General features: G+C 42.7%; 18 protein-coding genes. 10 read left to right on the forward strand and 8 right to left on the reverse strand.

Annotation, left to right across the window (positions count from 1 at the left end):
* Window positions 1-13: 13 nt before the first annotated feature.
* Entirely contained in the window at window positions 14-361 is a 348-nt protein-coding gene (locus tag J7I42_RS03295) for a response regulator (RefSeq protein WP_209137343.1), read from the reverse strand.
* Between the two features lie 125 nt (window positions 362-486).
* Between J7I42_RS03295 and J7I42_RS03300 the strand changes: the two genes are divergently transcribed.
* From J7I42_RS03300 to J7I42_RS03310, 3 genes are read left to right on the forward strand one after another with little or no spacing between them, the layout of a single operon-like run.
* On the forward strand, window positions 487-714 hold the full coding sequence (locus J7I42_RS03300; protein ID WP_209137344.1) for a YtxH domain-containing protein: 228 nt from the start codon (window positions 487-489) through the stop codon (window positions 712-714).
* A gap of 59 nt (window positions 715-773) precedes the next feature.
* A complete protein-coding gene (locus tag J7I42_RS03305; RefSeq protein ID WP_209137345.1) occupies window positions 774-1,133 on the forward strand; it encodes a hypothetical protein in 360 nt (119 codons plus the stop codon).
* Window positions 1,108-1,515, forward strand: coding sequence for a hypothetical protein (locus J7I42_RS03310; RefSeq protein ID WP_209137346.1), 408 nt, complete (start codon window positions 1,108-1,110; stop codon window positions 1,513-1,515). The genes J7I42_RS03305 and J7I42_RS03310 overlap by 26 nt, the downstream gene beginning before the upstream one ends.
* Here the strand turns inward: J7I42_RS03310 and J7I42_RS03315 are convergent.
* Both J7I42_RS03315 and J7I42_RS03320 read right to left on the reverse strand, forming a co-directional pair.
* Entirely contained in the window at window positions 1,488-1,925 is a 438-nt protein-coding gene (locus tag J7I42_RS03315) for a response regulator (RefSeq protein WP_209137347.1), read from the reverse strand. The genes J7I42_RS03310 and J7I42_RS03315 overlap by 28 nt on opposite strands.
* Before the next feature lie 176 nt (window positions 1,926-2,101).
* On the reverse strand, window positions 2,102-2,269 hold the full coding sequence (locus J7I42_RS03320) for a DUF1328 domain-containing protein (protein WP_209137348.1): 168 nt from the start codon (window positions 2,267-2,269) through the stop codon (window positions 2,102-2,104).
* Between the two features lie 347 nt (window positions 2,270-2,616).
* Between J7I42_RS03320 and J7I42_RS03325 the strand changes: the two genes are divergently transcribed.
* Window positions 2,617-2,934: a hypothetical protein gene (locus J7I42_RS03325; protein WP_209137349.1), complete on the forward strand. Its 318-nt coding sequence runs from the start codon at window positions 2,617-2,619 to the stop codon at window positions 2,932-2,934.
* Here J7I42_RS03325 and J7I42_RS03330 read toward each other — a convergent pair.
* Window positions 2,903-4,270, reverse strand: a complete 1,368-nt coding sequence (locus J7I42_RS03330) for a sensor histidine kinase (protein WP_209137350.1) — start codon at window positions 4,268-4,270, stop codon at window positions 2,903-2,905. The genes J7I42_RS03325 and J7I42_RS03330 overlap by 32 nt on opposite strands.
* A 185-nt stretch (window positions 4,271-4,455) precedes the next feature.
* Here J7I42_RS03330 and rpoN point away from each other — a divergent pair, with 185 nt between their 5' ends.
* The 4 genes from rpoN (at window position 4,456) to J7I42_RS03350 (ending at window position 10,682) form a co-directional block, all read left to right on the forward strand.
* A complete protein-coding gene (gene rpoN, locus J7I42_RS03335; RefSeq protein ID WP_209137351.1) occupies window positions 4,456-5,877 on the forward strand; it encodes an RNA polymerase factor sigma-54 in 1,422 nt (473 codons plus the stop codon).
* A 116-nt stretch (window positions 5,878-5,993) separates the two neighbouring features.
* Window positions 5,994-7,538, forward strand: coding sequence for a sigma-54-dependent transcriptional regulator (locus J7I42_RS03340; protein WP_209137352.1), 1,545 nt, complete (start codon window positions 5,994-5,996; stop codon window positions 7,536-7,538).
* A 52-nt stretch (window positions 7,539-7,590) separates the two neighbouring features.
* The gene (locus J7I42_RS03345; protein WP_209137353.1) at window positions 7,591-9,207 is read left to right on the forward strand and encodes a sensor histidine kinase; all 1,617 of its coding nucleotides are present in this window, start codon (window positions 7,591-7,593) and stop codon (window positions 9,205-9,207) included.
* Between the two features lie 14 nt (window positions 9,208-9,221).
* Window positions 9,222-10,682, forward strand: coding sequence for a hybrid sensor histidine kinase/response regulator (locus J7I42_RS03350; protein WP_209137354.1), 1,461 nt, complete (start codon window positions 9,222-9,224; stop codon window positions 10,680-10,682).
* Between the two features lie 91 nt (window positions 10,683-10,773).
* On the opposite strand, the gene J7I42_RS03355 is transcribed toward J7I42_RS03350, so the two are convergent.
* A complete protein-coding gene (locus J7I42_RS03355) occupies window positions 10,774-11,433 on the reverse strand; it encodes a porin family protein (RefSeq protein WP_209137355.1) in 660 nt (219 codons plus the stop codon).
* Between the two features lie 432 nt (window positions 11,434-11,865).
* Here J7I42_RS03355 and J7I42_RS03360 point away from each other — a divergent pair, with 432 nt between their 5' ends.
* On the forward strand, window positions 11,866-13,515 hold the full coding sequence (locus J7I42_RS03360) for a hypothetical protein (protein WP_209137356.1): 1,650 nt from the start codon (window positions 11,866-11,868) through the stop codon (window positions 13,513-13,515).
* Window positions 13,516-13,566: 51 nt separating this feature from the next.
* On the opposite strand, the gene tamL is transcribed toward J7I42_RS03360, so the two are convergent.
* The 3 genes from tamL to J7I42_RS03375 all read right to left on the reverse strand — a co-directional run bounded on the left by tamL (window position 13,567) and on the right by J7I42_RS03375 (window position 22,070).
* Window positions 13,567-15,861: a translocation and assembly module lipoprotein TamL gene (gene tamL, locus J7I42_RS03365; protein ID WP_209137357.1), complete on the reverse strand. Its 2,295-nt coding sequence runs from the start codon at window positions 15,859-15,861 to the stop codon at window positions 13,567-13,569.
* Entirely contained in the window at window positions 15,848-20,974 is a 5,127-nt protein-coding gene (locus J7I42_RS35510; RefSeq protein ID WP_209137358.1) for a translocation/assembly module TamB domain-containing protein, read from the reverse strand. Before J7I42_RS35510 ends, tamL begins: the two co-directional genes overlap by 14 nt.
* Window positions 20,975-21,143: 169 nt before the next feature.
* A complete protein-coding gene (locus tag J7I42_RS03375; protein ID WP_209137359.1) occupies window positions 21,144-22,070 on the reverse strand; it encodes a YihY/virulence factor BrkB family protein in 927 nt (308 codons plus the stop codon).
* A 183-nt stretch (window positions 22,071-22,253) separates the two neighbouring features.
* Here J7I42_RS03375 and J7I42_RS03380 point away from each other — a divergent pair, with 183 nt between their 5' ends.
* On the forward strand, window positions 22,254-22,400 hold the full coding sequence (locus J7I42_RS03380; protein ID WP_236065388.1) for a lmo0937 family membrane protein: 147 nt from the start codon (window positions 22,254-22,256) through the stop codon (window positions 22,398-22,400).
* Window positions 22,401-22,547 lie beyond the last annotated feature (147 nt).

A 22,547-nucleotide genomic window follows, 5' to 3' on the forward strand; every position in this document is an offset into this window, starting at 1 on the left:
ATAAAAGGCATAACTAACTGAAGTACATATCCAGATCGCGCAGAGAAATGGGTTTTTCCCAAATCCTGGTCACTGGCAGGTTATCCTTTATCCGGGGTGGGTTAAAAGCGCTTAACAGGTGCAGTTTTATATTAGGGTGGTCCTTTATGATATTCTCCGCTTTTTCCCAACCCAGCCCATCGGGCAGGTTATTATCAAGAAATAAGATGTCTGGCAAAAACTGATCTACCTGGCTAAGCCCTTCGGTTAGGGTATAGGCAGTATGAACATCGCAGTTTTTACGGCTAAGGTAGGCCTTGATCAAAAGGCACAGATCCTTCTCATCGTCAATTATTAAAACCTTAAGGCGCTCCTTTGTCATGGTTTTTAGAGCTGAATTTTAAATATCCCTGGGGAAATTGTTTCCCATTGATGAAAAATATAAAAAAAACAGGAATCTTTTGTCAGTGGTATAATTTTTTCCTCAAATTCCTAAAACGTAAATGTATGACATCTAACACAAAAATCATTCTAGGCATGCTGGCTGCAGCAGCTGCAGGCGCCGCCATCGGCGTTTTACTGGCCCCTGAAAAGGGAAGTGACTTAAGGAGAAAGATAAAAGATGGCATTGATGAAGTAATGGAAGATGTGTCGGAACTGCTGGCCCTAGGTAGGGATGAAATGAGAAATATGGTTAAGACCGCAACTGAAGTAGCACACGAAGTGGAAAGCTAACTCAAGCTGGCTGAATTGATTATAGCTTAAAATATGTAGACCGGATTTAAACAACACCTATGGACGATTTACACACCAAGACAGCTAACCTTGCCAACCACGTTCAGGATATTGCACAAACTTATTATGACTTAGCTCGTATAAACATAGCACAGGCGGGGGCCAAAACCTTCGCCCGTGCTATTATTTTCTTTTTACTGGCAGGATTAATGCTATGTGTATTACTGTTAGCGGGCATTGGGCTTTCCCTATATTTGGGTAAATTGCTGTACAATACATCAGCAGGATACTTTATTGTGGCGGGCATTTATCTTTTCACAGTACTGTTGTTATACCTGTTGCGAAAAAGCGTAGTGTTCCCATTTTTCAGAGACTTTATTGTTAGAAGAATTTATGACAAAACAGATATCGAGTTATAAAGAACTGCTGGAGGAGAAAGCCAGATTAAAACTATTACTGGCCGAGCAGGAAATGCTGATAAAAGAAGACTGGCATTTAATTAAAGAAGACCTGCGGCCTTTTACCATTGCAGGCTCCACTTTACGCAATTTATTAACGCGCAAAGCCACCACATCTGCTATGCAGCTGGGCGTTAATTTATTTGCGGATGGTTTCGTAAAAAAAGTATTATTGGGGAATACCGGCTGGATAACCAAAATGGTGATCCCGTTCTTTATAAAGAATTTTGCATCGCACATAACCGATGAGCCAGAAAAGATCATACATAAGATCAGGAACCTTTTCAAAAGAAACAAGAAAGAAGAAGGGGCTACTCAGGAAACGGGAATGGATGCCGTTTGAAACCAAAAGCTGCGAATATTTTCAACAACTTTCAATAAAGCATCAAAACTGATAGGCTTTACCACATAACTGTTAGCGCCCAGTTCATAACAGCGCTTTATTTCTATTTCATTCTTGGTAGTAGTAAAAACAATTACCGGTATCTTTTTAAACACCGGATGTTGTTTTAATTCCTTTAATACTTCGCGGCCATCTTTTTTAGGCATATTTAAATCGAGTAGAATAAAACCGGGCAGGGCCTTCTCCGCTGAATTATTCCGGGTATAGATAGTATCAAGGTAATTCAACACCTCAATTCCATTTTCCACAAAATCTATCTTTTCCGGAAAGCCTATTTCAGTAAAGGCAGTTTGCAGTAGGTACCGATCATCGGCATCATCTTCAGCAATAAGTATTGGCTGATTGTTCATAATATCCTTCCCTCTTTATATCCGTTCAAAAGTAAGTATTTGTTAAAAACGACAATCTTAAAATTTCCTTAAGCAGATAATTAATAAAACAAAAAAGTCCGGAACAGTAGTCAGTTTATGGCTACTTTCCCGGACTTAAATATTCCCAACTCATAAGTGCGTTTCTTTTCTCCTCATTAATCAACCCGGCGAAAACCACCAGCAATTATTGAGATCAGGAACAATACGATAAATATAAAGAACAGGATCTTTGCTATGGAAGCAGCGCCTGCAGCTATACCTGTAAAACCAAAAAGAGCCGCTATAAGAGCTACCACCAAAAATATAACTGTCCAACGTAACATAAGTGATAGTTTTTAAGTGAACAAATATATTTAACCATTGTTAACCGGTTTAAATACTGTTGTGTCTTATCTTACAACCGCACCGGTATTACAAACTATAATTTGTAAAAATCATACCGGCGGCCTTTCCTCTATACCTTTTCTTATTTACCATATGGCTTCATGCCCCTGTTCAGGTAAAAATTTACAGCCGTGTAGATATCCTTCTACAATATTATTTCTACTTACTATACGAGGCTTGCAGGCATAACCTTTACAATAATGGAGTAGAGCTGCTTCCTGACAGTCGTTGTAGAACGAACAATTAATAGTGAGTTGCGTTATAAGTAATATTTAAATCACCCGTTATGAAGAACAGCTATTTAATGCATATAGATGAACAAACAACACAGGGAATACCGCTTGAGGATATTAGTTTCTTATCATCTTTCAAGGCAAACCTGCTGGAAGATATTCTGGAAGAGATCGCGGTAGTAGAAGTTACATTAAGCAATCCTGGTGGCAACCAGGTAGCGGCACTGATCAAGATCGGCGCACAGAACGGTGAATTTACCGGGTATAGTGTAGCCTTCCGTTGGGAAACAGCCATTGCCAAAGCCTTTGAAAGCATCAGGTACCATGCTGAATTGATAGCTAACTCTCCGGTAAAGGAAAATACAAATTAAATAGGGCGCCTTTATCAGGCTGGGAAGTGGTCACCACATACCCATTGTGATTGGTCATTACCCGCTCAACAATAGCCAACCCAATGCCTTTACCTTCATATTCTGCGGCGCTATGCAGCCGTTGAAATATCAAAAATATTTTCTGACTGAATTCATTGCTGAAGCCAATACCATTATCCTGCACGCTAATGCGAATAAATTGCTTTTTTAGCAGCTTGCTATCAAAGTGTTTCAACTCTTCTCCTGCAACCTGCACGCATTGAATGGTGACAACCGGCGGAATACCTGGTTTTGAGAACTTAATGGCATTGTCAATAAGGGCTTTGAACATCAGGAACAATTGCTTTTCAAAACCTGTTATCTTCGGCATTTGCCCTATGTGAATGGTAGCCCGCTTCTGTTCTATCTCCGGTTTTAAAAATTCACAAACCGATTGCAATAATCTATCTGCATCCACTTCACTAATTGATTCTCCACCACGTACCAGGTTGGCAAAATTCATCAGGTCTTCAATTAATCCCTGCATGCGCCGGGCTGAATAATCAATTCTCGCCAGGATCATTTGTCCATCCTCGTTTAACTGATCGCGGTACTTCCACAATAACCGGTCGCTGAAAGTTCTTATACGCCGCAACGGCTCCTGCAGGTCGTGAGAGGTGGCAAAAGCAATTTGTTCCAGTTCTACATTATAGGCATTTACCTCCAGTATCTTCTGCTCCAGTTGTTTTTGATACCCCGATCGCTGGCGGTATTCTTTCAATATTACCAGAAAAGAAATAAATATGACAACGGCAGCAAACAGGAATACAGCAATAAAGTAACGCGGCATTACCAGATCGTACTTGTTTACCGAATAGCGTTTCACCAGGTTGGTCTCTTCCGTCTGTATTTCTTTAAACACATTCCGAAGGCTATCCATATTCACTTTGGTCTCCATCAGGCTTATACGCGATTTCAGGAATACGCTGTGTTGAAAGTGATCGATGAGGGTATTCATCAGTAATCCTGCTTTATTCAATAACTGTTGCTGGTGAGGGTTATCGGCCGTAAGCCGTTTCAATGAATGATAACCCGGGTTAATATCGTCGCGAATGCGTAAATAGGGTTGTAAAAAAACGCTGTCGTTGGTTAACAGGTAACCGCGCTGACCTGTTTCGGCTTCTTTGATAAAATTCTCCAATGCGCTCGTTTGCAGAATTACCTTGTACGCATGTTCAATCCGACGGTTCTGTGCATTTGACTGAACATAACTTTCATACAACAGGTAAGAGAGTGATAAGGTAATTACGAGTGATAATACAAATGCCGATATTATAAAAAATAGTCTTTTCTTCATAGTGATCAATTCTACAAATCGGGGATAATTTTCTACACCCGCCCTTTAAAGCACAATTACTATTTGCAACATAGTAAAAAAACGCATCAAGAACAAACTACTAATAATCAACGCACTAAAAAATTATCTCGTAATAATGGTAAAATGGAAAGCATATTGAAGATAATAAAGAAAAATGAACCCGTATGTTACAGCAGAATCTTGTGCAGAAGCAGGAAACCAAAATTTTACCGCAGCAGATACAACTACTGAATTTATTTCATTTAAATACACTGGAATTAGAACATAGGATTGAACAGGAACTGGAAGACAATCCTTTTTTGGAAAAGAAAGAAGAGGAGGAAGATGCTAATGGTGATAAATACACCAAAGAGCAGGTGCAGGACTATCAGGACTGGGATGAGTACGGTTACGACGACATTCCCGACTACAAGATGGAGTATAGCAATTATCTGCCCGACGAAGAAAAAACATTCAGTCCAATGAAGGCGGCTACCGACTTCCGGGAAGACCTGAAAAAGCAATACCGCCTTTGCTGCAATGACGCCGATGAAACGTTGCTGGCCGATTACCTTATCGATTCGCTGAGCGATAACGGCCTATTGGAAATACCACTTGACAAAGTAGCCGAAGAATACTCTTTTGCTATGAAGACCTGGCTCGAGGGGGAAGATTTTGAAAAGATCCTGGATAATATACAAAAACTGGATCCCATTGGTATTGGCGCCCGCAGCATTTGCGAATGTTTGTTGCTGCAATTAAACGCAATGAATGGCAAACGCCCCGATGTACAAAAGGCCATATGTCTGCTGCATGACCATTACCAGGACCTGCGCAACCGCAATATGGATAAAATTATGGAGTGCCTGCAACTGGAAGAAGATGAGTTAAAGATCATTCTGGAACTGGTGAGCTCGCTGAAAATGAAACCTGTTGCCGAAGTACAGGAGGGCAGCACCCCCAACGCCCACATCATTCCCGATTTCTTAATAGTACAGGAAGGTGATTACCTGGAAGTTTCGCTGTATAACCAGCGTTCTTCCTCCCTTTTTATTAGCCGCGAATGGAAAGAAATAGTGGCCGACAGCCAGAAAAACAAGAAAGACGCAGCCGCGGCACAATATTTAAAGAATAAATATCAGTCGGCCCAATGGTTCGTAAGCGCCATCAGGCAGCGTGAAGGCACCATGTTGCGCATTATGAAAGCCATTGTGAATATGCAGTATGAATATTTTCGCGAGGGGGATATAAAACTGCTTAAACCTATGATCCTTAAAAATATTGCCGATAAAACCGGCGTGGATATTTCAACTGTATCACGAATTACGTGTAATAAATACGTTGATTCGCCTTTTGGCATGATATTGCTGAAAGACCTGTTTACTGAAGGCATCATCAATGAAAAAGGAGAAGCCATCAGTAACCGGGTTATTCAGGTTGCTATTGAAGACGCAATTGAAAAAGAAGACAAAAAAAATCCATATACCGACCAGCAGCTGGTATCTATCTTAGCGCAAAAAGGATTCTCTATTGCGAGAAGAACGGTTGCCAAATACCGTGAAATTTTGCAGATACCGGTAGCACAAATGCGATCGATATGGGCTTAGCCCCTCGGCTCCGCTCAGGGTAGGCATTGTTAAAAAATACTAAATTTTACGCATTCTAATCCGGGCAATCCAAAAACAATCCATCATAAACTCACAGTAAAAAAGTAAATTTGAAGATGCCGAAAATACTAGTAATTGACGACGACAGGGATATTTGCCTGTTATTAAAACGCTTCCTTACCAAGCACAACTACGAAGTGGCGGAAGTGTATGCCGGTAAAAAGGCATTGGAATTAATGAATTCATTCACGCCAGACCTGGTTCTATGCGACTTCAGGCTGGATGATATGGATGGCACTACTTTACTGGTAAAAATAAAAGAACAACTCCCCGATGTTCCAGTCATCATTATGACCGGTTATAGCGATATTAAAGTGGCAGTAGAGGTAATGAAACTGGGGGCATACGATTATATTGGCAAACCATTATTTCCCGATGAAATACTGGTAACCATAAAAAGAGCGCTGCAGCCACAACCTGCAGCCACTACTCCTGCTGCGACTTCCCCGCAGGCAACGCCTGCCTATACGCATCCAACAGCTTCTGAAGGTGAAGGCACTCCAGAAAAGGACCTGAAACAACATGTAGTTATCTCAGGTGATTATATCTTCGGGGACAGCGAACCTTTTAAAAAGATCCTGAAACAAATTGACCTGGTAGCACCGACAAATTACAGCATAATCATATACGGAGAAAGCGGTAGCGGTAAAGAAGCCATTGCTCAGGAAATACATAAACGCAGCCGTCGTAAATCAATGCCATTCGTTGCCATTGACTGCGGGGCCATGTCGAAAGAACTGGCCGGAAGTGAATTGTTCGGTCATGAAAAAGGGTCCTTTACCGGCGCATTGAACCAGAAGATCGGTAATCTTGAACTGGCCAATGGCGGTACCGTTTTCCTAGATGAAATCGGTAACTTATCTTACGACATCCAGGTTTCCTTATTACGCGTAGTACAGGAAAGAAAAATGCGGCGCGTAGGCGGTACCAAAGATATTGACCTGGATATCCGCATCATTGTGGCAAGCAATGAAAAACTGTGGGACATAGCCCGTAAAGGAAAGTTCCGCGAAGATCTGTACCACCGTTTTAACGAATTCAGTATTGTAGTGCCCCCATTGCGCGAGCGCAAGGAGGATATTATGGTATTTGCCCGCCATTTCCTGCTGCAAACCAATAAAGAACTGGAGAAAAATGTAAAAGGTTTTACCAAGGAAGTGGAAGACATTTTCAAAAGCTACATCTGGTACGGTAACCTGCGTGAGTTGAAGAACGTGATCAAGCGGGCAACCCTGCTGGCAGAAGGCACTTTTGTGGAAGCACATACCCTGCCTTTCGAGATCAGCAACTTTACCCGGTTACAGTTTGACGAAGCACCAGATGCCTCCTATAATATTCAAATAACAGAACCAAAGCAGGCCATATCAACCCCAACTATTCCTTCACCCATAAGCGAAGCGGAAATACCACGGCCTCATCCGCACCATTCACACAGTGAACTATCCCTGAAAAACGCAAGCATCGATGCAGAATATGAGACGATCATTGAAGCATTAAAGAAATCGAACTTTAACAAAAGCAAGGCAGCCAAACTATTGAACATTGACCGTAAAACATTATACAACAAAATGAAACAATACCAGGAGTTCAATAACCAATAACAACGGTTAATGACCCTGCGAGTGAAATATTGTCATATAAGTCCATGCTTTGATGGAACAACTAATAAATCAGGAGATCACTCCTCTGAAGCTTTTGTTTCAATCCAATGGCGAAAATGATGGGCTTCCGGATAAGATTACTGACTTTTTTCCAGCTATCGTCTACATCTATGATGCCGAAGCCAGGAAACTAAAATACATCAACCGCAAAATAACCGAACTGCTTGGTTATACGATTGCAGATGTACTGACCTGGGATAATGACCTGATGAGCATTGTGCATAAGGACGACCTGGAAAAAGTAAAAACGGAGCTGCAACATTTTTACGCTTTACAGGATAATGAGAGCTACAGTTACAATTCGCGTTTATCGGATAAAACCGGTACATGGAAGTACTTCCGCACTATGGGCACGGTGCTCAGCCGTAATGCCCTGGGGCGGGTTGCGTCTATACTGTTCATTGCCCAGGATATTACCAGTGAAGTAGAAACCGAACAATCACAACTATACCAAGATCTGGCCACTTATAAAGCCATGAAACAGGAAAATGAAAAATTCCTCGATTATGGCACCTGGACATTCGACGCCAATACCAGGCAGTATTTCTGGTCAGACGGGATGTACCGCCTTTATGGCTACGACCCCGACACAGACAAGAACCTCATCGTTGTAAACGATGCTTTATATCGAAAGCATGTGGATGAAGCGTATTTCGAAAAACACCGGTTGTTCACAGAAAACATCCTTTCCCAAAAGGAAAGACCTGAACATGTTATTGCTGAATACCAGATAAAAACCAAGGACGGGCATTTAAAACAGATCGAGTCTTCGGGCAAATTGTTTTATAACGAAGAAGGACGGTGGATAAAAACCATTGGCACCGCCCGCGATATTTCACGCCTGCACGTGTACCAGCTGAACCTGGAAGAAAAGATCAGGGACCTCGACCGCTCCAACAAGGAACTGGAGGAGTTTGCCTATGTAGCTTCACATGATATGAACGAACCGCTGCGGAAGATCACCACCTTCATTGAACGGCTCGAAAGTAAATATAAAGCCGAACTGGGGGCCGACGGCAAGCTGTACCTCGCCCGTATTTCAGCCTCGGTTGAAAATATGCGGCACCTGATCGACACCTTGCTGGAGTTCAGCCGCACCACCCGCAGCAACCAGCCTTTTGTATCAGTTGATCTGAACCATATTGCAAAAGACGTTCAAACCGATCTGGAATTAAAGGTGGAAGAAACAGCTACCACCCTTCATATTGAGTTATTGCCTATGATAGAGGCAATACCCTCGCAAATGAAGCAGCTGTTCGATAACCTGTTAAACAATTCCATTAAATTCAAAAGAATCGGTATACCACCGGTGATCGCCATCCGTTGTTTGCGGTTAACGAACCACCAGAAAGAACAGCACCACCTCGATGCCGATATTGTCTGGTTCAAAATAGAATTTGCCGATAACGGAATTGGGTTTGAACCGGAATACAGTGAGCGGATCTTCCAGATCTTTCAACGGTTACATGGAAAAACGGAATACCCTGGTTCAGGCATTGGACTGGCCATATGTAAAAAAATTGTCGACCAACACAAGGGCCTTATTTACGCAACCGGCAGACCGGATAATGGCGCTACCTTTACTATAATTCTGCCGGAACATCAATAAACTTATCAGAACTGATGATAGCAACCAACTTACAGGCCCACATTTTAATCGTTGATGACGATGAGGACGATTATTTGATCACCAGTGATCTTATTCGCAGTATCCCTTCTTCGGGCTTTACCATAAACTGGTGCTATTCCTATAAAGAGGCACTGGAACAAATGAAGAGCCGGGCAAATGATATTTACTTTATTGACTATCGCCTGGGTGCCAAAACCGGTCTCGACCTGTTGAAGGAAGCCATTGTATCCGGCTGTGAAGAACCAGTGATCCTGTTAACCGGTAAAGGCAATCATACTGTTGATATGGAAGCCATGCGTGTGGGCGCCATGGACTACCTCATAAAAGGCGAATTAAACGAAGAAAAGCTGGAACGCTCCATTCGTTACGCCCTGGAAAGATCGGCTTCTGTAAAGGCCCTCCGCGCCAATGAACGCAAATACCGCAATATGTTCGAGCGTTCGAAGGACATGGTGTTCACCGCTAACCAGGATGGTGGCTTTAACGATGTGAACAACGCCACTACCGACCTGCTGGGTTATACCAAAGAAGAGTTGATGCAAATAAACATATATGATCTTTTTATTCAGAAACGGGAAGAAGAAAGGTTCCGGTATTTAATTACCGAACGGCGGGAGGTGAATGACCTGGAAGCGGAGATCAGCACCAAACAGGGCGACCATCGCATTTGCATTATTTCCGCTTCCCTCGAAAGAGGCAACGTCAACAAGGATTATATGCAGGGCATCGTGCACGACATCACCAATCTTAAAAAAGCGGAAAAAGCCACCTTACAAATAGAAAAACTGGCCGCTACGGGTCGTCTGGTGCGCACCCTGGCCCATGAAGTACGCAACCCGCTGAACAATATCAATCTGTCGGTTGAGCACCTGCGGGAGGAAACCGCCAATAATGAGAACGGGTCAACCTATCTCGAGATCATTCAGCGCAACAGTAACCGCATAGGCGCACTTATAACCGAGCTGTTGAATTCATCGCGCCCGGCAGAAATGAAAATGGAGACGCATGTGCTGCAGAGCATCATGGATGAAAGCATACTCGATGCCATTGACCGGTTAACCCTTCAACGGATCAAACTCGAGATCAAATATCCGGACACGCCCGTAATAGTGACCGTTGACAAGGAAAAATTAAAACTGGCATTCTCTAACATCCTCATTAACGCTACAGAGGCCATCAATCACAAACAGGGAAGAATTTCTGTTGTCATTAATTATACGCCTGACCCCAGCATTGTTATCAGCGACAATGGCTGTGGCATTAGTGAAGAAAATATTTCACGGTTGTTTGAGCCCTACTTTACTTCCAAACGAAATGGAATGGGACTGGGTCTTGCCAGCACCCTGAATATCATACAATCCAACAAAGGGGCTATTGATGTAAAGTCCACCTTGAATGTGGGAACTTCCTTCATCATTACATTCCCCAAAAATCAAGACGTAATAGTTTTATAAAGGCGAGCCTTTACTATGGTGAGCTACCTAATAAAAAAGCTGCTTCCCTAAGGGAGGCAGCTTTTTCTTGAAATCCTCAAACCCATATCACTCAGAATCCTAATCCGATATATAATGAGATAGCACTGTTCTTGGAGTCTTTTGTCAATTGTCCAGACAGGCTACCGGATTTACCTATTTCCCTGAATCCGTAATTATAGCGGGCTCCTAAGGTGAAGTTAGAAATATCTATGCCAAAGCCACCCGCAAGGCCCCAGTCGAAACGGTTAAAATTTTCTGCATCCAGGTCGGTAATGTGATTGATAGTGCCATCATCTTTCAGGTCTTTGATATTAGCCCCTATTAGATAGGAGCCGTAAGGACCTGCATGAATATTAAAATTTTTCGCCACATTGAATACTGCCAGCAATGGCAATTCGATATAATTCAGATTGAAGCGGTATTCACCTTTTCCTTCAATAAAATTATCATAGGTCTCTTTAGCACCTTTCGTTGTATATAACAATTCAGGCTGTATAGAGAACCCCCGCGTTACTGGTAATTTCGCAAAGAAGCCGGCATTCCAACCCACTTTCATGTTTTCATCCGATACATCTTTCACATACATATTGGTAAGGTTCAATCCTCCCTTGATCCCAAACTTGGGAGACAGGGAGCTTTCTGCATCTGTTTGCTGCACTTGTGCAAACACACTGTTTCCTGCTGTTAAAAAAGCGGCAGATAATAAGACGGCGCATAAGATCTTTTTCATAAGTAAAAATTTAGAGACACACATTTTAATTGAGCAATTTTTCGTACTTGTTAAAATCCTGTGCCTTCGCCGTAAAATCCAATCCTGAATTAGCACTCAGACCTTCTGCGTGGAAATATATCCTCAGGCGCTGCCACAAAATGGTTAGTTCTTTTCCACCTCATTTTAGCAGGCACAATAATTTTTGATATAACCGGGAACCTAATCACTATTACATATGAACAAGTTCTATAAATGGATAAAGACGATAGTAGTGGCTATGATAAACATATGCTTGCTATGCGGTGCAGCCCATTTGTTTGACTGGTTGGGATTTGCTACACAAAGGATAAAACAGTTTGTATTAAATCGTTTTTAATACATACATGCACGTTACTTAATTCATTTGTAATGAAATAAAAAACACAATAGCCACACCCCTAAACTATGCATATGAAAAAGCTGATCTTTTTATTAATTCTTGTTCTACTGGCCGCAGCAGGACTGATATATTATAAAAAATGGCGCAGTGATTTCTTGCAGAAAAAAGTACCCCAACTGGTGTTTCTTGAGTCAGATAGTTTATATCGTATTACTTACGACAGTGTTGATATAGATGAAGTGGAAGGAGAAATAGTTATCAAGAACCTGCAGCTTATTCCCGACAGTACTTACAAAAAACCAAATGACCCTACACTTCCCCGTAATTTATTAAGAGTAACCGTTCCTGAGATCCATATCACCGGCGTACAAACAGATGCGGCAGTTTTAAACAAAGAAGTGATCGCTTCCAAAATAAAACTCACCCGCCCTGTTGTAACCATGTTCAACAATAAAAACGTTGAGAAGGAAAAAGACAATGACCCCACCCCAACTACCTTCAAAATATATCAGATCTTATTACGCGGGCTTGAAAAAATAAAGGTAGACACCATCCTTATTAACGATGCCGATTACCATATCTGTCAATGGCCCAAAGGAGATACCGTGTTCAGCGGCTCAAAAATAAATGCACAATTGCATCATATCAATATCAGCGACAGCACCAGTACCGACACTTCGCGGGTGTTGTTTTCAGAACAGGCATCGCTGGATGTAGCCGATGTTGTTATATATAGCAAAAGGCATCTTTACAATTACCGGTTTAAAAACATTCAATTACAATCCGGCGAAAGATCATTTGCGGTTAAGAGCATGCATATCACACCTCTGTTGGGCGAGGCTGCCTTTGCGCGTGCTGCCAAATGGCAAACAGACCGGTTTGACTTTGATTTTCATCATCTGTTGTTCAAACAGGTGAATGTACAGGACATCCTGAATGGTAATTTGATCGCCAATGAACTGATCATTAAAAACGCGCAGCTTAAAGTATACCGGGACAAAAACTATCCGCAGAAAAAAGTAAGTCTGGTAGGTCGTTTTCCACAGCAAAGCTTTTTAAAGATCCCCGTTAATGTAGCCATTAAAAAAGTGATCATTGAACAAGGGTTTATCCATTACAAAGAGATGGAAAGCCTTACCGGTAAAAGCGGCCTTGTTATATTCGATGCCATGCATGCTACCCTGACCAATGTAACCAATAACCCCACCGATCTTCGTAAGAACGGCATCTGCACCGTAAACTTCAACAGTCTTTTTCTTAGCAAAATACCAGTCAGGGCAACCTTGCAGTTATATTTAAATAGTAAGAATGGCAAATTTGTGATCAACGGCAATATAAAGTCTTTAGATGCCACCATCCTAAACCAATTGAGTAAGCCCATGGCCCTGGTGGAGGTCAAATCGGGTAACATTACCAGTCTTGATTTCAATTTAATCGGCAATGACAACCGAGTAAAGGGCCTCGTACGCCTGCTATACGACGATCTAAAAATTAAAGTATTAAAGAAAGATGAAGAGACTGGCAAAGAGAAAACAAAGAAGGTGATGTCTTTTATAGCCAATATAATGGTAAAAAATGCCAACCCGGTAAAAAACGGTTCTGTACGCATCGTAACCGTTTCTCACCCAAGGGATGTATACCGGTCAATCTTCAATTTTATCTGGAAATCGATCTTTGAGGGCGTACAGAAGACGGTGGGGATTGAAGGGAAGCTGGGTTAGCAACCTGCCAACTCGAAGCCACTATCACCATTATTAATCCAGATACCCTCCTTAGAAAGGATAACCTATTGCAAGATTAAAGATCAAATTATCTTTCCTCCACTCGCTGCTGCCGAAATCAACCTGATTCAATACCCAGCGTTTGCCCGGTTCTAACCAGGGCTTACGGATGGGGAATGCCAGATCGAACCGCAATACCAGGAAGCTCAGATCGAACCGGATACCGACACCGGTACCGGCTGCTATTTCGCTTAGGAATTTACTGGTGAATTGGGCACCTGGCCGGTATTTGTCATCGTTCCATAGCCATACGTTACCCGCATCCACAAACACGGCCCCCTGTAAAATGCTTACCAACGGGAACCGTAGTTCGGTATTCATTTCTAATTTTATATCGCCAGGCTGTTCCTGAAATGTTCCGTTTTGCTGCGGCGCCTCAAAAGTGCCCGGTCCTACCGAACGGCTTCTAAAGGCCCGTAAACTATTATTACCACCCGAAAAGAATTGTTTCACATAGGGCAGCGCACTGGAATTGCCATACGGGATACCAATACCGGCATAAATGCGGTTTGCCCAAACACTGTTGCTGGCTACCTTTCGGTAAAACCTGAAGTCACCCACTAACCGGGTAAATTGAGAGAACTGTTTACCTATTACATAACCTGTATCGCCTTTGCTTATATTGGCGCCGGTTAGTAATCCGGCCACATTACCCGAGATATCGATGCCGGCATTCAAATAAAACCCGTTTACAGGTTTATAGGTAACCACGTTCGTCCATGTGTAAGAATATTCAGAACCCAGGATAAACTGTGTATCGATAGCCGAGTACAGTGCTGTGTTATTCTTGGCGCTGTCTAAATATTCCTGGGTGATACTAACAGGCTGCACATAATTGATCACTATTGGATTCAACTCGTGTTCCTTTTGAATGCTTTCCTTCCAGGTAAATCCATAACTAACCCTGAAGGAATTCATGGTGTATAACTTCTGCCTTTGCAGAATATCGTAGCCCAGTTTTATGTTTGTGCGGGGCAAAAATCCACCCTTTGTATTGAAATTAAAGAAAGGCACCAGGAACCGGGGGAAAGAAATGGAGGGTTCCAGCCCAAACCGGAAAGTGTTATACCCCTTGAACTGGCCGCTGTACTGAACTTCAAAACCGGCCGATGCTTTTACGGCTAATATTTCACCGCCCCGGAAAGCATTCCGGTTACGCCATCCCAGTGTAATGTTTGAACCGGTAAGATTATTCGATTTGGTATAACCATTTAACTCTGCCCGTAAAGATTTTTTAGGTTGCCGGGTAAGGTAATAATAGGTATTCAATAACGGGGAATCAACATTTGGCACTACTTCGAACCGGTTCTTTACAAACTTAAATATATCCATGCTAACCAGGCGGCTGATGCTGGCATTGTGATCGGTACGGTTATATACGTCGCCCGAATCAAAAGCCATGGCTTGTTGAAATAGCTTGGGTTTATAAAACTTTCTTCTGTCAACTACGTAATATCCTTTATAAAGGGTGGCGCCCGCCCTGCTGGTATCCATTTGCGCTGCGTCCAGGTTATACCCGGTAAAAATATATACATCGTTTATCCGGTATACCTTCTGGGCGTTATCAGGGATGTCAGGTTTAACCGTCATAAACAGATCCACCTTGTTATGGCCAATAGTTGTATCGGCTTTTATCAGCAGGTTTTCGGGACTAAAGAAATAGAAACCGTTTTCCTTCAGGTAGTTGTCAATCCGCAGCCGTTCGGTAGTAATAACTTCCAGATCGAAGGGCTTGTCTTTTTTGAGCAGGGTTTTAGGCATGGTTCCCCGAATGGCCTGCTGTAAGGTAGAACTATCGCCGCGGAACTCTACCTTTTGTATAATGTACTGGCCATCGGCCCGTACTGAATAGGTAGCCGATGCTTTTTTTCCTTTTATGGTACTATCGCCCCGCACCCGCGCATTAAAGTATCCTTTGTTCACCAGGTAGTTTTGTAAGACCTGTACATTTTTATTAAGGTTTACATTGCTCAGTAATACCGGCGGCTGGCCCATCTTTTCCCTGATCCATTTACCGAGGCCCTTTTTGGCTCTGAAGGCATTATAGATGTTTAATTTGAATGGAATGCCCAGAACCTTTTGATTGGGCTTTGGCCGGGTTAATGCCAACAGCTGACTGCTCAACGCTTTTTTCTTTTTGCGGGTGAGCAGGCTATCCCTGATATCGATTTTGGCGCCGGTATATAAGGCATCGCCTGCAGGTACTACTTTAGTGCTGGAACAGGCACCCAACAATACCAAACATAATACCAGCAAAAGAAGGTATATATAACTAACTATCTTCACGCTTTATGAGTTCCCTGTTTTCGGATGATGGAATATTTGTTTGTTGTGGCACTGCTGGTGGGGTTGGTTTTTGTTGTTGCTGTTCCTGCTCACGGGCACGCTGCATTCGTTGCCGTCTTTCTTCCCGCCCCTTTTTGCCCAGGAACAGGTTCCTGAATTTATTATAATCGAGGGTGATGATAAACCCAGCCCCGGTTTCAATAACATAGCCATCAATAGCACCCTCGTATTCGTTCTTTCGGTACCCCCGTAACATATACCGGCGGTCTTTGCTGAGACTGTAATCCACCGCCACATTACCAGCTATCGCATTACTGCTGCCACTGCTGGTTTGAGCAGAACCTTCGAGGTCAAAATTGCTGCCCACTGTTACCCGTAACCGGTCGCTCAATAAATTTTTCGATACACCTACATTCATTTCAGTGCGGGTTTGCGCACTTCCACTTGAATAATCGTCATAAGAGGTAACATCGAAATTGATGTCCACACCGTGTACCAGGCTGCCAGCCAGCCGGTTCAATTGTTCAGTCAGTAGTTTACTGGCGCTTTGACGGGCCAACGATTCTGCTGTTACCCCGCCCGCACTGCTTTCAAATGGATTGTCACCTACAAACCGGTTCAGCAGGATCAGGGCAAATACCTGTTTATTCAATTCAGAAGGTTCCTCACGCAATTGAATAAGCCGGTTATTGATGGTAGTGGTGGTTCCCCTTGCCATCTCATTGCTTGATTCTGGCAATTGGATATCGAAACTAACCTGCGGCTGCATTAACTCACCTTTTAATTTCAACAGCACTTCAAACGGCAACCGGGTAAGATACGTATTTCGAACACCTTCATCTTCTCCTTCAACCTGGTTTTTTACCAGGTCCATAGGTGCCGCTTTTACCGTATATATAGCTGTTACATCCAGATCGGCCGAGGTAGGTTCGCCATTCCAAACGATCTTGCTGCCCTCCTGGATGTTGAACTTGCGGCGCAACATATTATAGTTTAGTTCGTACGATCCGCTCTTGATCTCATACGAGCCGGTGAGGGTTGTTTTACCGCTTGGGTCAATACCGCCTGTCAGCAATCCTTCGCCCTGCATACGAACAAAATCACCATTGCCTTCATCTACTATCATGGTGAATTCCGCTTCTTTTTTGATCTCTACATTGGCAGAGATGTCCAATCCGGTAAGACCCGATTTGTTAAGCGAATCAAGACCAGCCCGCATTTTCATAAACAAAGTATCATTCTCGGGCGCATCCATATCTACAAACTGCACAATACCTTCCCGCGTCACTACCGACGGGTCTGTTTGCGGCAATACCACCGTTACATTTGTTTTATCACCAATGGTGATGCTTCCATCCACAACAGGCTGTTCGGTAGTCCCTTTTATTTTCATGTTGCTGCTAAAGATCAGCTTGCCATAATACAAACTGTTTTCCTTTTTTGTGCTGTTCATAGCCTGGAAGTTGGTGGCCTTTACAGAAAGATCAAACTTGTATTTTGTAAAGTCGGTGGTATATACCATGCCATCGAGGATGGCTTTGTTTTTAGCGGAATCTTCAAGCGTAAAGCTGTCGAACTTTATACCCTCGTTATTCACTGTGATGGTTTCATCTTCAATAGAGAAGTTGTTGTTAACCATACTTAAAACAAAGTTGGTTTTCTTAAAGTTGAGCCCGCCATCTATATTGAACTTGCTAAAGGTGCCCGACACATCAAACTTGCCAGTGATATTACCTGATGCATTTTTTATAGCGCCCATGGTAGCGCCTTCTATCGATGCCAGGTTTATAGTATCGAGCGACACCTTGAATTGGAAATCATTCCCATTAACTGGTTTTAGATAAAAATCACCATTCACCGTTGCGTGGTTGCCCCGGCCGGTGAGCGCCACATCGGCATTGATAATATCGGGGGTAGTGTTCTTTGCCTTGATTATTATATTACCAACTGTATCTTTTTTGAAATTGAGGTTATTGATGGTTACATCACCCGAGAACATGAGCTTGGAGGTAATGTCGTGCAACAATATTTTTCCATCGAGTGTACCATCAATATCCATGGAATCAGAAGTAACAAACGCAGCGAGTGTTGAGATCTGGAAACTGGTGAAGCTGGCCTCTACCGGTGCATTTAGCACATTACCCCTGCTCTTCAGGCTGAATTGTTGAAAAAAGTGATTAAGAATAAAATTGGTCATCCTGATATCATTTTTACCTATATGCACCTGGTTATCGGGTGCTACAGTCCAAAAATCGTAGTTCAATAACAGGCTGTCAGACTTCAGGCTTATATCATAGATACCGCTCTGTGGTTGTTGCAGGGTTCCCGGTATGGCATATTGAATACGGCCTGCACGGTCGTGAAAACGGGTTGCGAAATCTATTTTATTGTGCGCCGCATTGGCATTGATCCTGGCATTGTATACGGTATTACCACCTACAGCAAACTGGTTTACCGTAGTAACAAAATGCAAGGCGCTGTCTGCTGCGCCGGCATCGAGGTGCAGGTTCTCGATCGTCATTCCACCCATCACCAGCAATGGCATATTGCCCCTGGCCTGCCAGCCGCTATCGCTGGAAAAATGGGCTGTCAAAAACAGGGTTTGAAACTGCGTTATAGTGGGGACCATTGCTTTTAATGCGGGATTGTCTTTTACATATACACCTATTCTGAAGTTATAGGGCTCAACTTTTGGCGGGGGCTGCGTTGCCGACATTACTGCAAAATAGGGTTGTATGGCCTGAGAGAAAATATCCCCTATCTGTGTTAATTTATACTTTCCCGTCAGGCGGGCTTTGGCTATATCGCTTTCCAGCATAATGCGACTGCTATCGCCATTTTGTGTGGCTTTCACTAATAAAGTATCCAGCTGCAGACGCTGGTTCCCATTCACCAGTAAGGAATGGACGAGTAGCAGATCCCCTTGCAGGCTGTCAGGATTTATATTGGAAAGATCGGCTTCAATTTTTCCCCGGTAAATAATGTCCTGAGTGGTAAAATGAAGTGGTTTTGTTTTTATGCTGTCAATCATTACATCGGCCGTTAATGCGGGGTCGGCCAGGGCCAGGTTCACGGAGATACTTCCCCCCACGCGAATATTATCATCGGCAATACTTACATTAGTAGTTGCCTGCTGGTTTTTAAAGGCTGCATCGAGGTTTATATTCTGATAATTATATCGCCGGAACACGACAGACGCTACCGTGCCTTTCAGCGTGGCATCGGCAGTTTCCTGCGTTAATCCCTTGCCTTTTACTGCTATATCGGCCGTAACGGTTTGCAGGCTGGTATCTTTCATAATGGCACCGGCTTGCACTTGTTGCGCCTTTACCTGCATGTCGTAGCTAGCAGCTTTCATGTCCTGATAATTATTCATACTACCCTTCAGGGTAATATTGCCTGCAGAGCTTTTTACCACCACGTTGGTGGTCATTTGTTTTGTATTACCCTTGACAGTACCGGTAAGTTGCACCGTTTCAGGAATGGCCACTTGTTTACGTACCGATTCGGGTAAAAAAGCTTCGGCATCCTTTCTGGTAGTTCGTATTTCATTGATGCGTACATCGCCGTACACTTTCTCAATGGACGGCAACCCTACTATGGTACCAGCTACATCGAGTTTTGTATTGTTCCAACCCTGTAGCTGCAATACTTTGGCATTGAGGTTATCCACCCGGCCCGACACATCGGCATTTAGATGAAATACGGTAGCCGGATCACCAAACCCAGGTTGCTTTTTTAAATCGGGCATGAAGTAAAGAATATCCCGATTCGATACATAGCATCCTGGTAATACTGCTCTTACCTGTAGGTGACCAATATTTTTTTTTATGCTTTCCAGAGAAGGATAATCGAGGTGTATGGTATGTTTTATCCGGGTGCCAGGGGTTTCAACCAACAGATTGTCGGCATATACCTTCTTGTTGGTATACACCAGATCGCCCTGTAACTGTTTTAAAGTAAAACCGCTTTGTTCTTTTAATGAACCTTCCTGGATAGACGTCATTATGGTATCATTATCCATTAAAAAGCTGCGGGCCTGCAAGGTTATATCGGTTGCGTTCAGGTGGCCGTAATCGAGCACTTCATTTTGCCGGGGCTGATTTTCATCATCAAACTGGAAATTAGTTTTTTGAATATTGATATTGCCCAGGTTCACCAGCCAGCTTTGATTGGCTATGTCTTTGGCTTCGGTCTTTGCTTTTTCTTTCACCAGTTTGGCGCCTTCCGTTTTGCCGATGGTTACGCGGGTGTCAACGCCAAGTAAACGAAGCCGGTCAAGGATGATCCGACGGCCGTTCAGATCGGCTGTATTTACCCGGGTATCCAGGTCTTTAATTTTTGCCTGGGTGTAAAAGGCCGATACATTGTTTTGATAATCGACATCGATGTTTTTTAACTGTACCTGCTTTAAATTGATCACCGGCATTGGTGTCATGGAAGAATCATTGGCCACCACATCTTCCACGGTTACCAGTGGTTTATATTGATACAGCTGGGCGGTTAACCCGTCGAGATAAAAGACGGGTACACTATACACCTGTTTCTGCGGATCGAACTTGTCTATATGGGTGTTGAAATGACCTAACTGAATGGTCCAGTCGTTGCCTGAGATGGTGTCCTTATATATGAAGCGGATATTATCGAGGTACACATTGTCAAGGCCCATTTTTAAAGCGGCGGTATCGGCGGGTTTGGCGGGCTTTTTATTTTCGCTTACGAAGGCATCTATTATAAATTGAAAGTTATAGGTGGTATCGGGCAGCTGCCGTTTTATTTTGGCGGTCATATTTTGCAACCGAATGTCACCTATTTGCACTTCGTTATGCAAAAGCTTTAACATTTGAAGGCTGACCTTTATACGACCACCGTATAACAGGGTATCTTTGGTTTTGTCTTCTATATATACATTATCGAGTACTACGGAGGAAGGAAAGCCAATTCGCAGCCGGCCGATCTCAAAGCGGGTACCCAGCTTTTGTGACAACCAGGTTTGTACCTTTTTACGGGCAAAATTCTGCACTGGTGGCGTTTGTACCAACACTGCTATTAACAGCAATACTGCCACGAACCACAAGAGTATTTTCAGCGTTATTTTTCCCGCTTTCTTCACGTAATTAGCTTTAGCGTACTGTGTATTTCGAAACAATATTTTTAATTCGGAACCACCTGGAAGGTTATGGAAATACCTATAAAATACCTATGCCATTACAATTGTAGAATATAGTAAAATATCGGTGGAGGCTGTAGAAGAAAATCTACGTTAAAATTGGAAATCGACCTTACAGCTGAGATTCGCCAATTTCCTTTGATTCTTGTTTGATAATAAAAACGGCTGTATCTATGGGTTTTATGCCCGAGCCATGATATATGGAATAGATCTTGGTAAATTCCGCTCCAAAATAAAGAATTAGGGAAGAATAGTACACCCATACCAGTATTACTATAATGGAACCTGCCGCTCCATACGCTAACCCTACATTTGATTTCCCTATATATAAACTGATCAGGAATTTACCCAACATAAAAAGCATGGCAGTGAACGCTGCCCCTATGGTAGCATCCTTCCATCGAATGACAGCATCGGGCAATACTTTGAAGATGATGGCAAACAGGGCGGTTATCACGGCAAAGATCAATGCCCAGTTCATAATATAAAACACAATAATAGTAACGCTTTTAAAATATAACTGAAGCTTTTCATTTAACAATTCCATTAAGGCGTTTATAACAAGGGATACCAGTAAAATAAACCCACAACTAATTACGAGCGAAAAAGAGATCAGCCGGTTGACGATGAATTTCAACCAGCCTTTTTTGGGCTTGGCCCGTACAGACCAGATATAATTAATAGAGCCCTGAATTTCGGTGAACACCCCGGTAGCACCCAGTATTAATAAGACTATACCAATAATGGCCGCTACTACAGTTTGATTACTGTGTTGTAAATTGGCTATAATGCTTTGCACCTGTGCAGCTGCCGCATCACCTATCAATGTTCTTATCTGATGGTATAATTTCCCTTCCACCGCTTCGCGCCCCAGAAAGATGCCGGCAAATGAAATAATAATGATCAGGGTGGGGCCTAATGCAAATATGGTATAATACGACAGGGAGGCACTAAGCTTTATACAATTGTCGTTCAAAAACTCGGTTACTGACTGTTTAAAGATTTTCCAGGTATTTGCCATCATCTTGAAAATGATCATACGGGAGAATAGTAAAAAGAACGTTCCCGTTTGCCATAATTGAGTACAATAGTCGGGCCCTGAGCAAAATAATCTACATCAATTATGCTTTTATTTATAAATGTTCTCAACCTGGTGTGTAGGGCACATGGCAATATATTTTTATTAGTTAACGCATATTAGTAAACTAAAAAATCGATCACCATGAGAAGTATACTCTATCTGATTGCAGTGATACTGATAATAGGCTGGCTGTTAGGTTTCTTTGTATACAGTGCGGGTGGCTTGATACATATTTTGATTGTATTGGCCGTAATTTCATTGATACTTGGCTTAATGCGCAGCACCTAGCATTTTATCGTTCAATATAGTAAGTCTCAGTTAACAATCAGTCCTTCCTTACTTTAGTTTGGAGGGACTTTTTTTTTATCTCAAGAGCCTGCATAAAACAAAAAAGCTGTCCTGAAAAGATCAAGACAGCTCTTATCTCATATGTAT

It is taken from the genome of Niastella soli (genome assembly GCF_017742245.1).
Lineage (GTDB): Bacteria > Bacteroidota > Bacteroidia > Chitinophagales > Chitinophagaceae > Niastella > Niastella soli.

Coding starts and splice junctions, on each gene's coding strand:
- J7I42_RS03320 (WP_209137348.1), bottom strand. CDS start 2,269: ATGTTACGTTGGACAGTTATATTTTTGGTGGTAGCTCTTATAGCGGCT.
- J7I42_RS03325 (WP_209137349.1), top strand. CDS start 2,617: ATGAAGAACAGCTATTTAATGCATATAGATGAACAAACAACACAGGGA.
- J7I42_RS03380 (WP_236065388.1), top strand. CDS start 22,254: ATGAGAAGTATACTCTATCTGATTGCAGTGATACTGATAATAGGCTGG.
- J7I42_RS03355 (WP_209137355.1), bottom strand. CDS start 11,433: ATGAAAAAGATCTTATGCGCCGTCTTATTATCTGCCGCTTTTTTAACA.
- J7I42_RS03315 (WP_209137347.1), bottom strand. CDS start 1,925: ATGAACAATCAGCCAATACTTATTGCTGAAGATGATGCCGATGATCGG.
- J7I42_RS03360 (WP_209137356.1), top strand. CDS start 11,866: ATGAAAAAGCTGATCTTTTTATTAATTCTTGTTCTACTGGCCGCAGCA.
- J7I42_RS03345 (WP_209137353.1), top strand. CDS start 7,591: ATGGAACAACTAATAAATCAGGAGATCACTCCTCTGAAGCTTTTGTTT.
- J7I42_RS03300 (WP_209137344.1), top strand. CDS start 487: ATGACATCTAACACAAAAATCATTCTAGGCATGCTGGCTGCAGCAGCT.
- J7I42_RS03330 (WP_209137350.1), bottom strand. CDS start 4,270: ATGAAGAAAAGACTATTTTTTATAATATCGGCATTTGTATTATCACTC.
- J7I42_RS03305 (WP_209137345.1), top strand. CDS start 774: ATGGACGATTTACACACCAAGACAGCTAACCTTGCCAACCACGTTCAG.
- J7I42_RS03310 (WP_209137346.1), top strand. CDS start 1,108: ATGACAAAACAGATATCGAGTTATAAAGAACTGCTGGAGGAGAAAGCC.
- rpoN (WP_209137351.1), top strand. CDS start 4,456: ATGTTACAGCAGAATCTTGTGCAGAAGCAGGAAACCAAAATTTTACCG.
- J7I42_RS03340 (WP_209137352.1), top strand. CDS start 5,994: ATGCCGAAAATACTAGTAATTGACGACGACAGGGATATTTGCCTGTTA.
- J7I42_RS03350 (WP_209137354.1), top strand. CDS start 9,222: ATGATAGCAACCAACTTACAGGCCCACATTTTAATCGTTGATGACGAT.
- J7I42_RS03375 (WP_209137359.1), bottom strand. CDS start 22,070: ATGATCATTTTCAAGATGATGGCAAATACCTGGAAAATCTTTAAACAG.
- J7I42_RS03295 (WP_209137343.1), bottom strand. CDS start 361: ATGACAAAGGAGCGCCTTAAGGTTTTAATAATTGACGATGAGAAGGAT.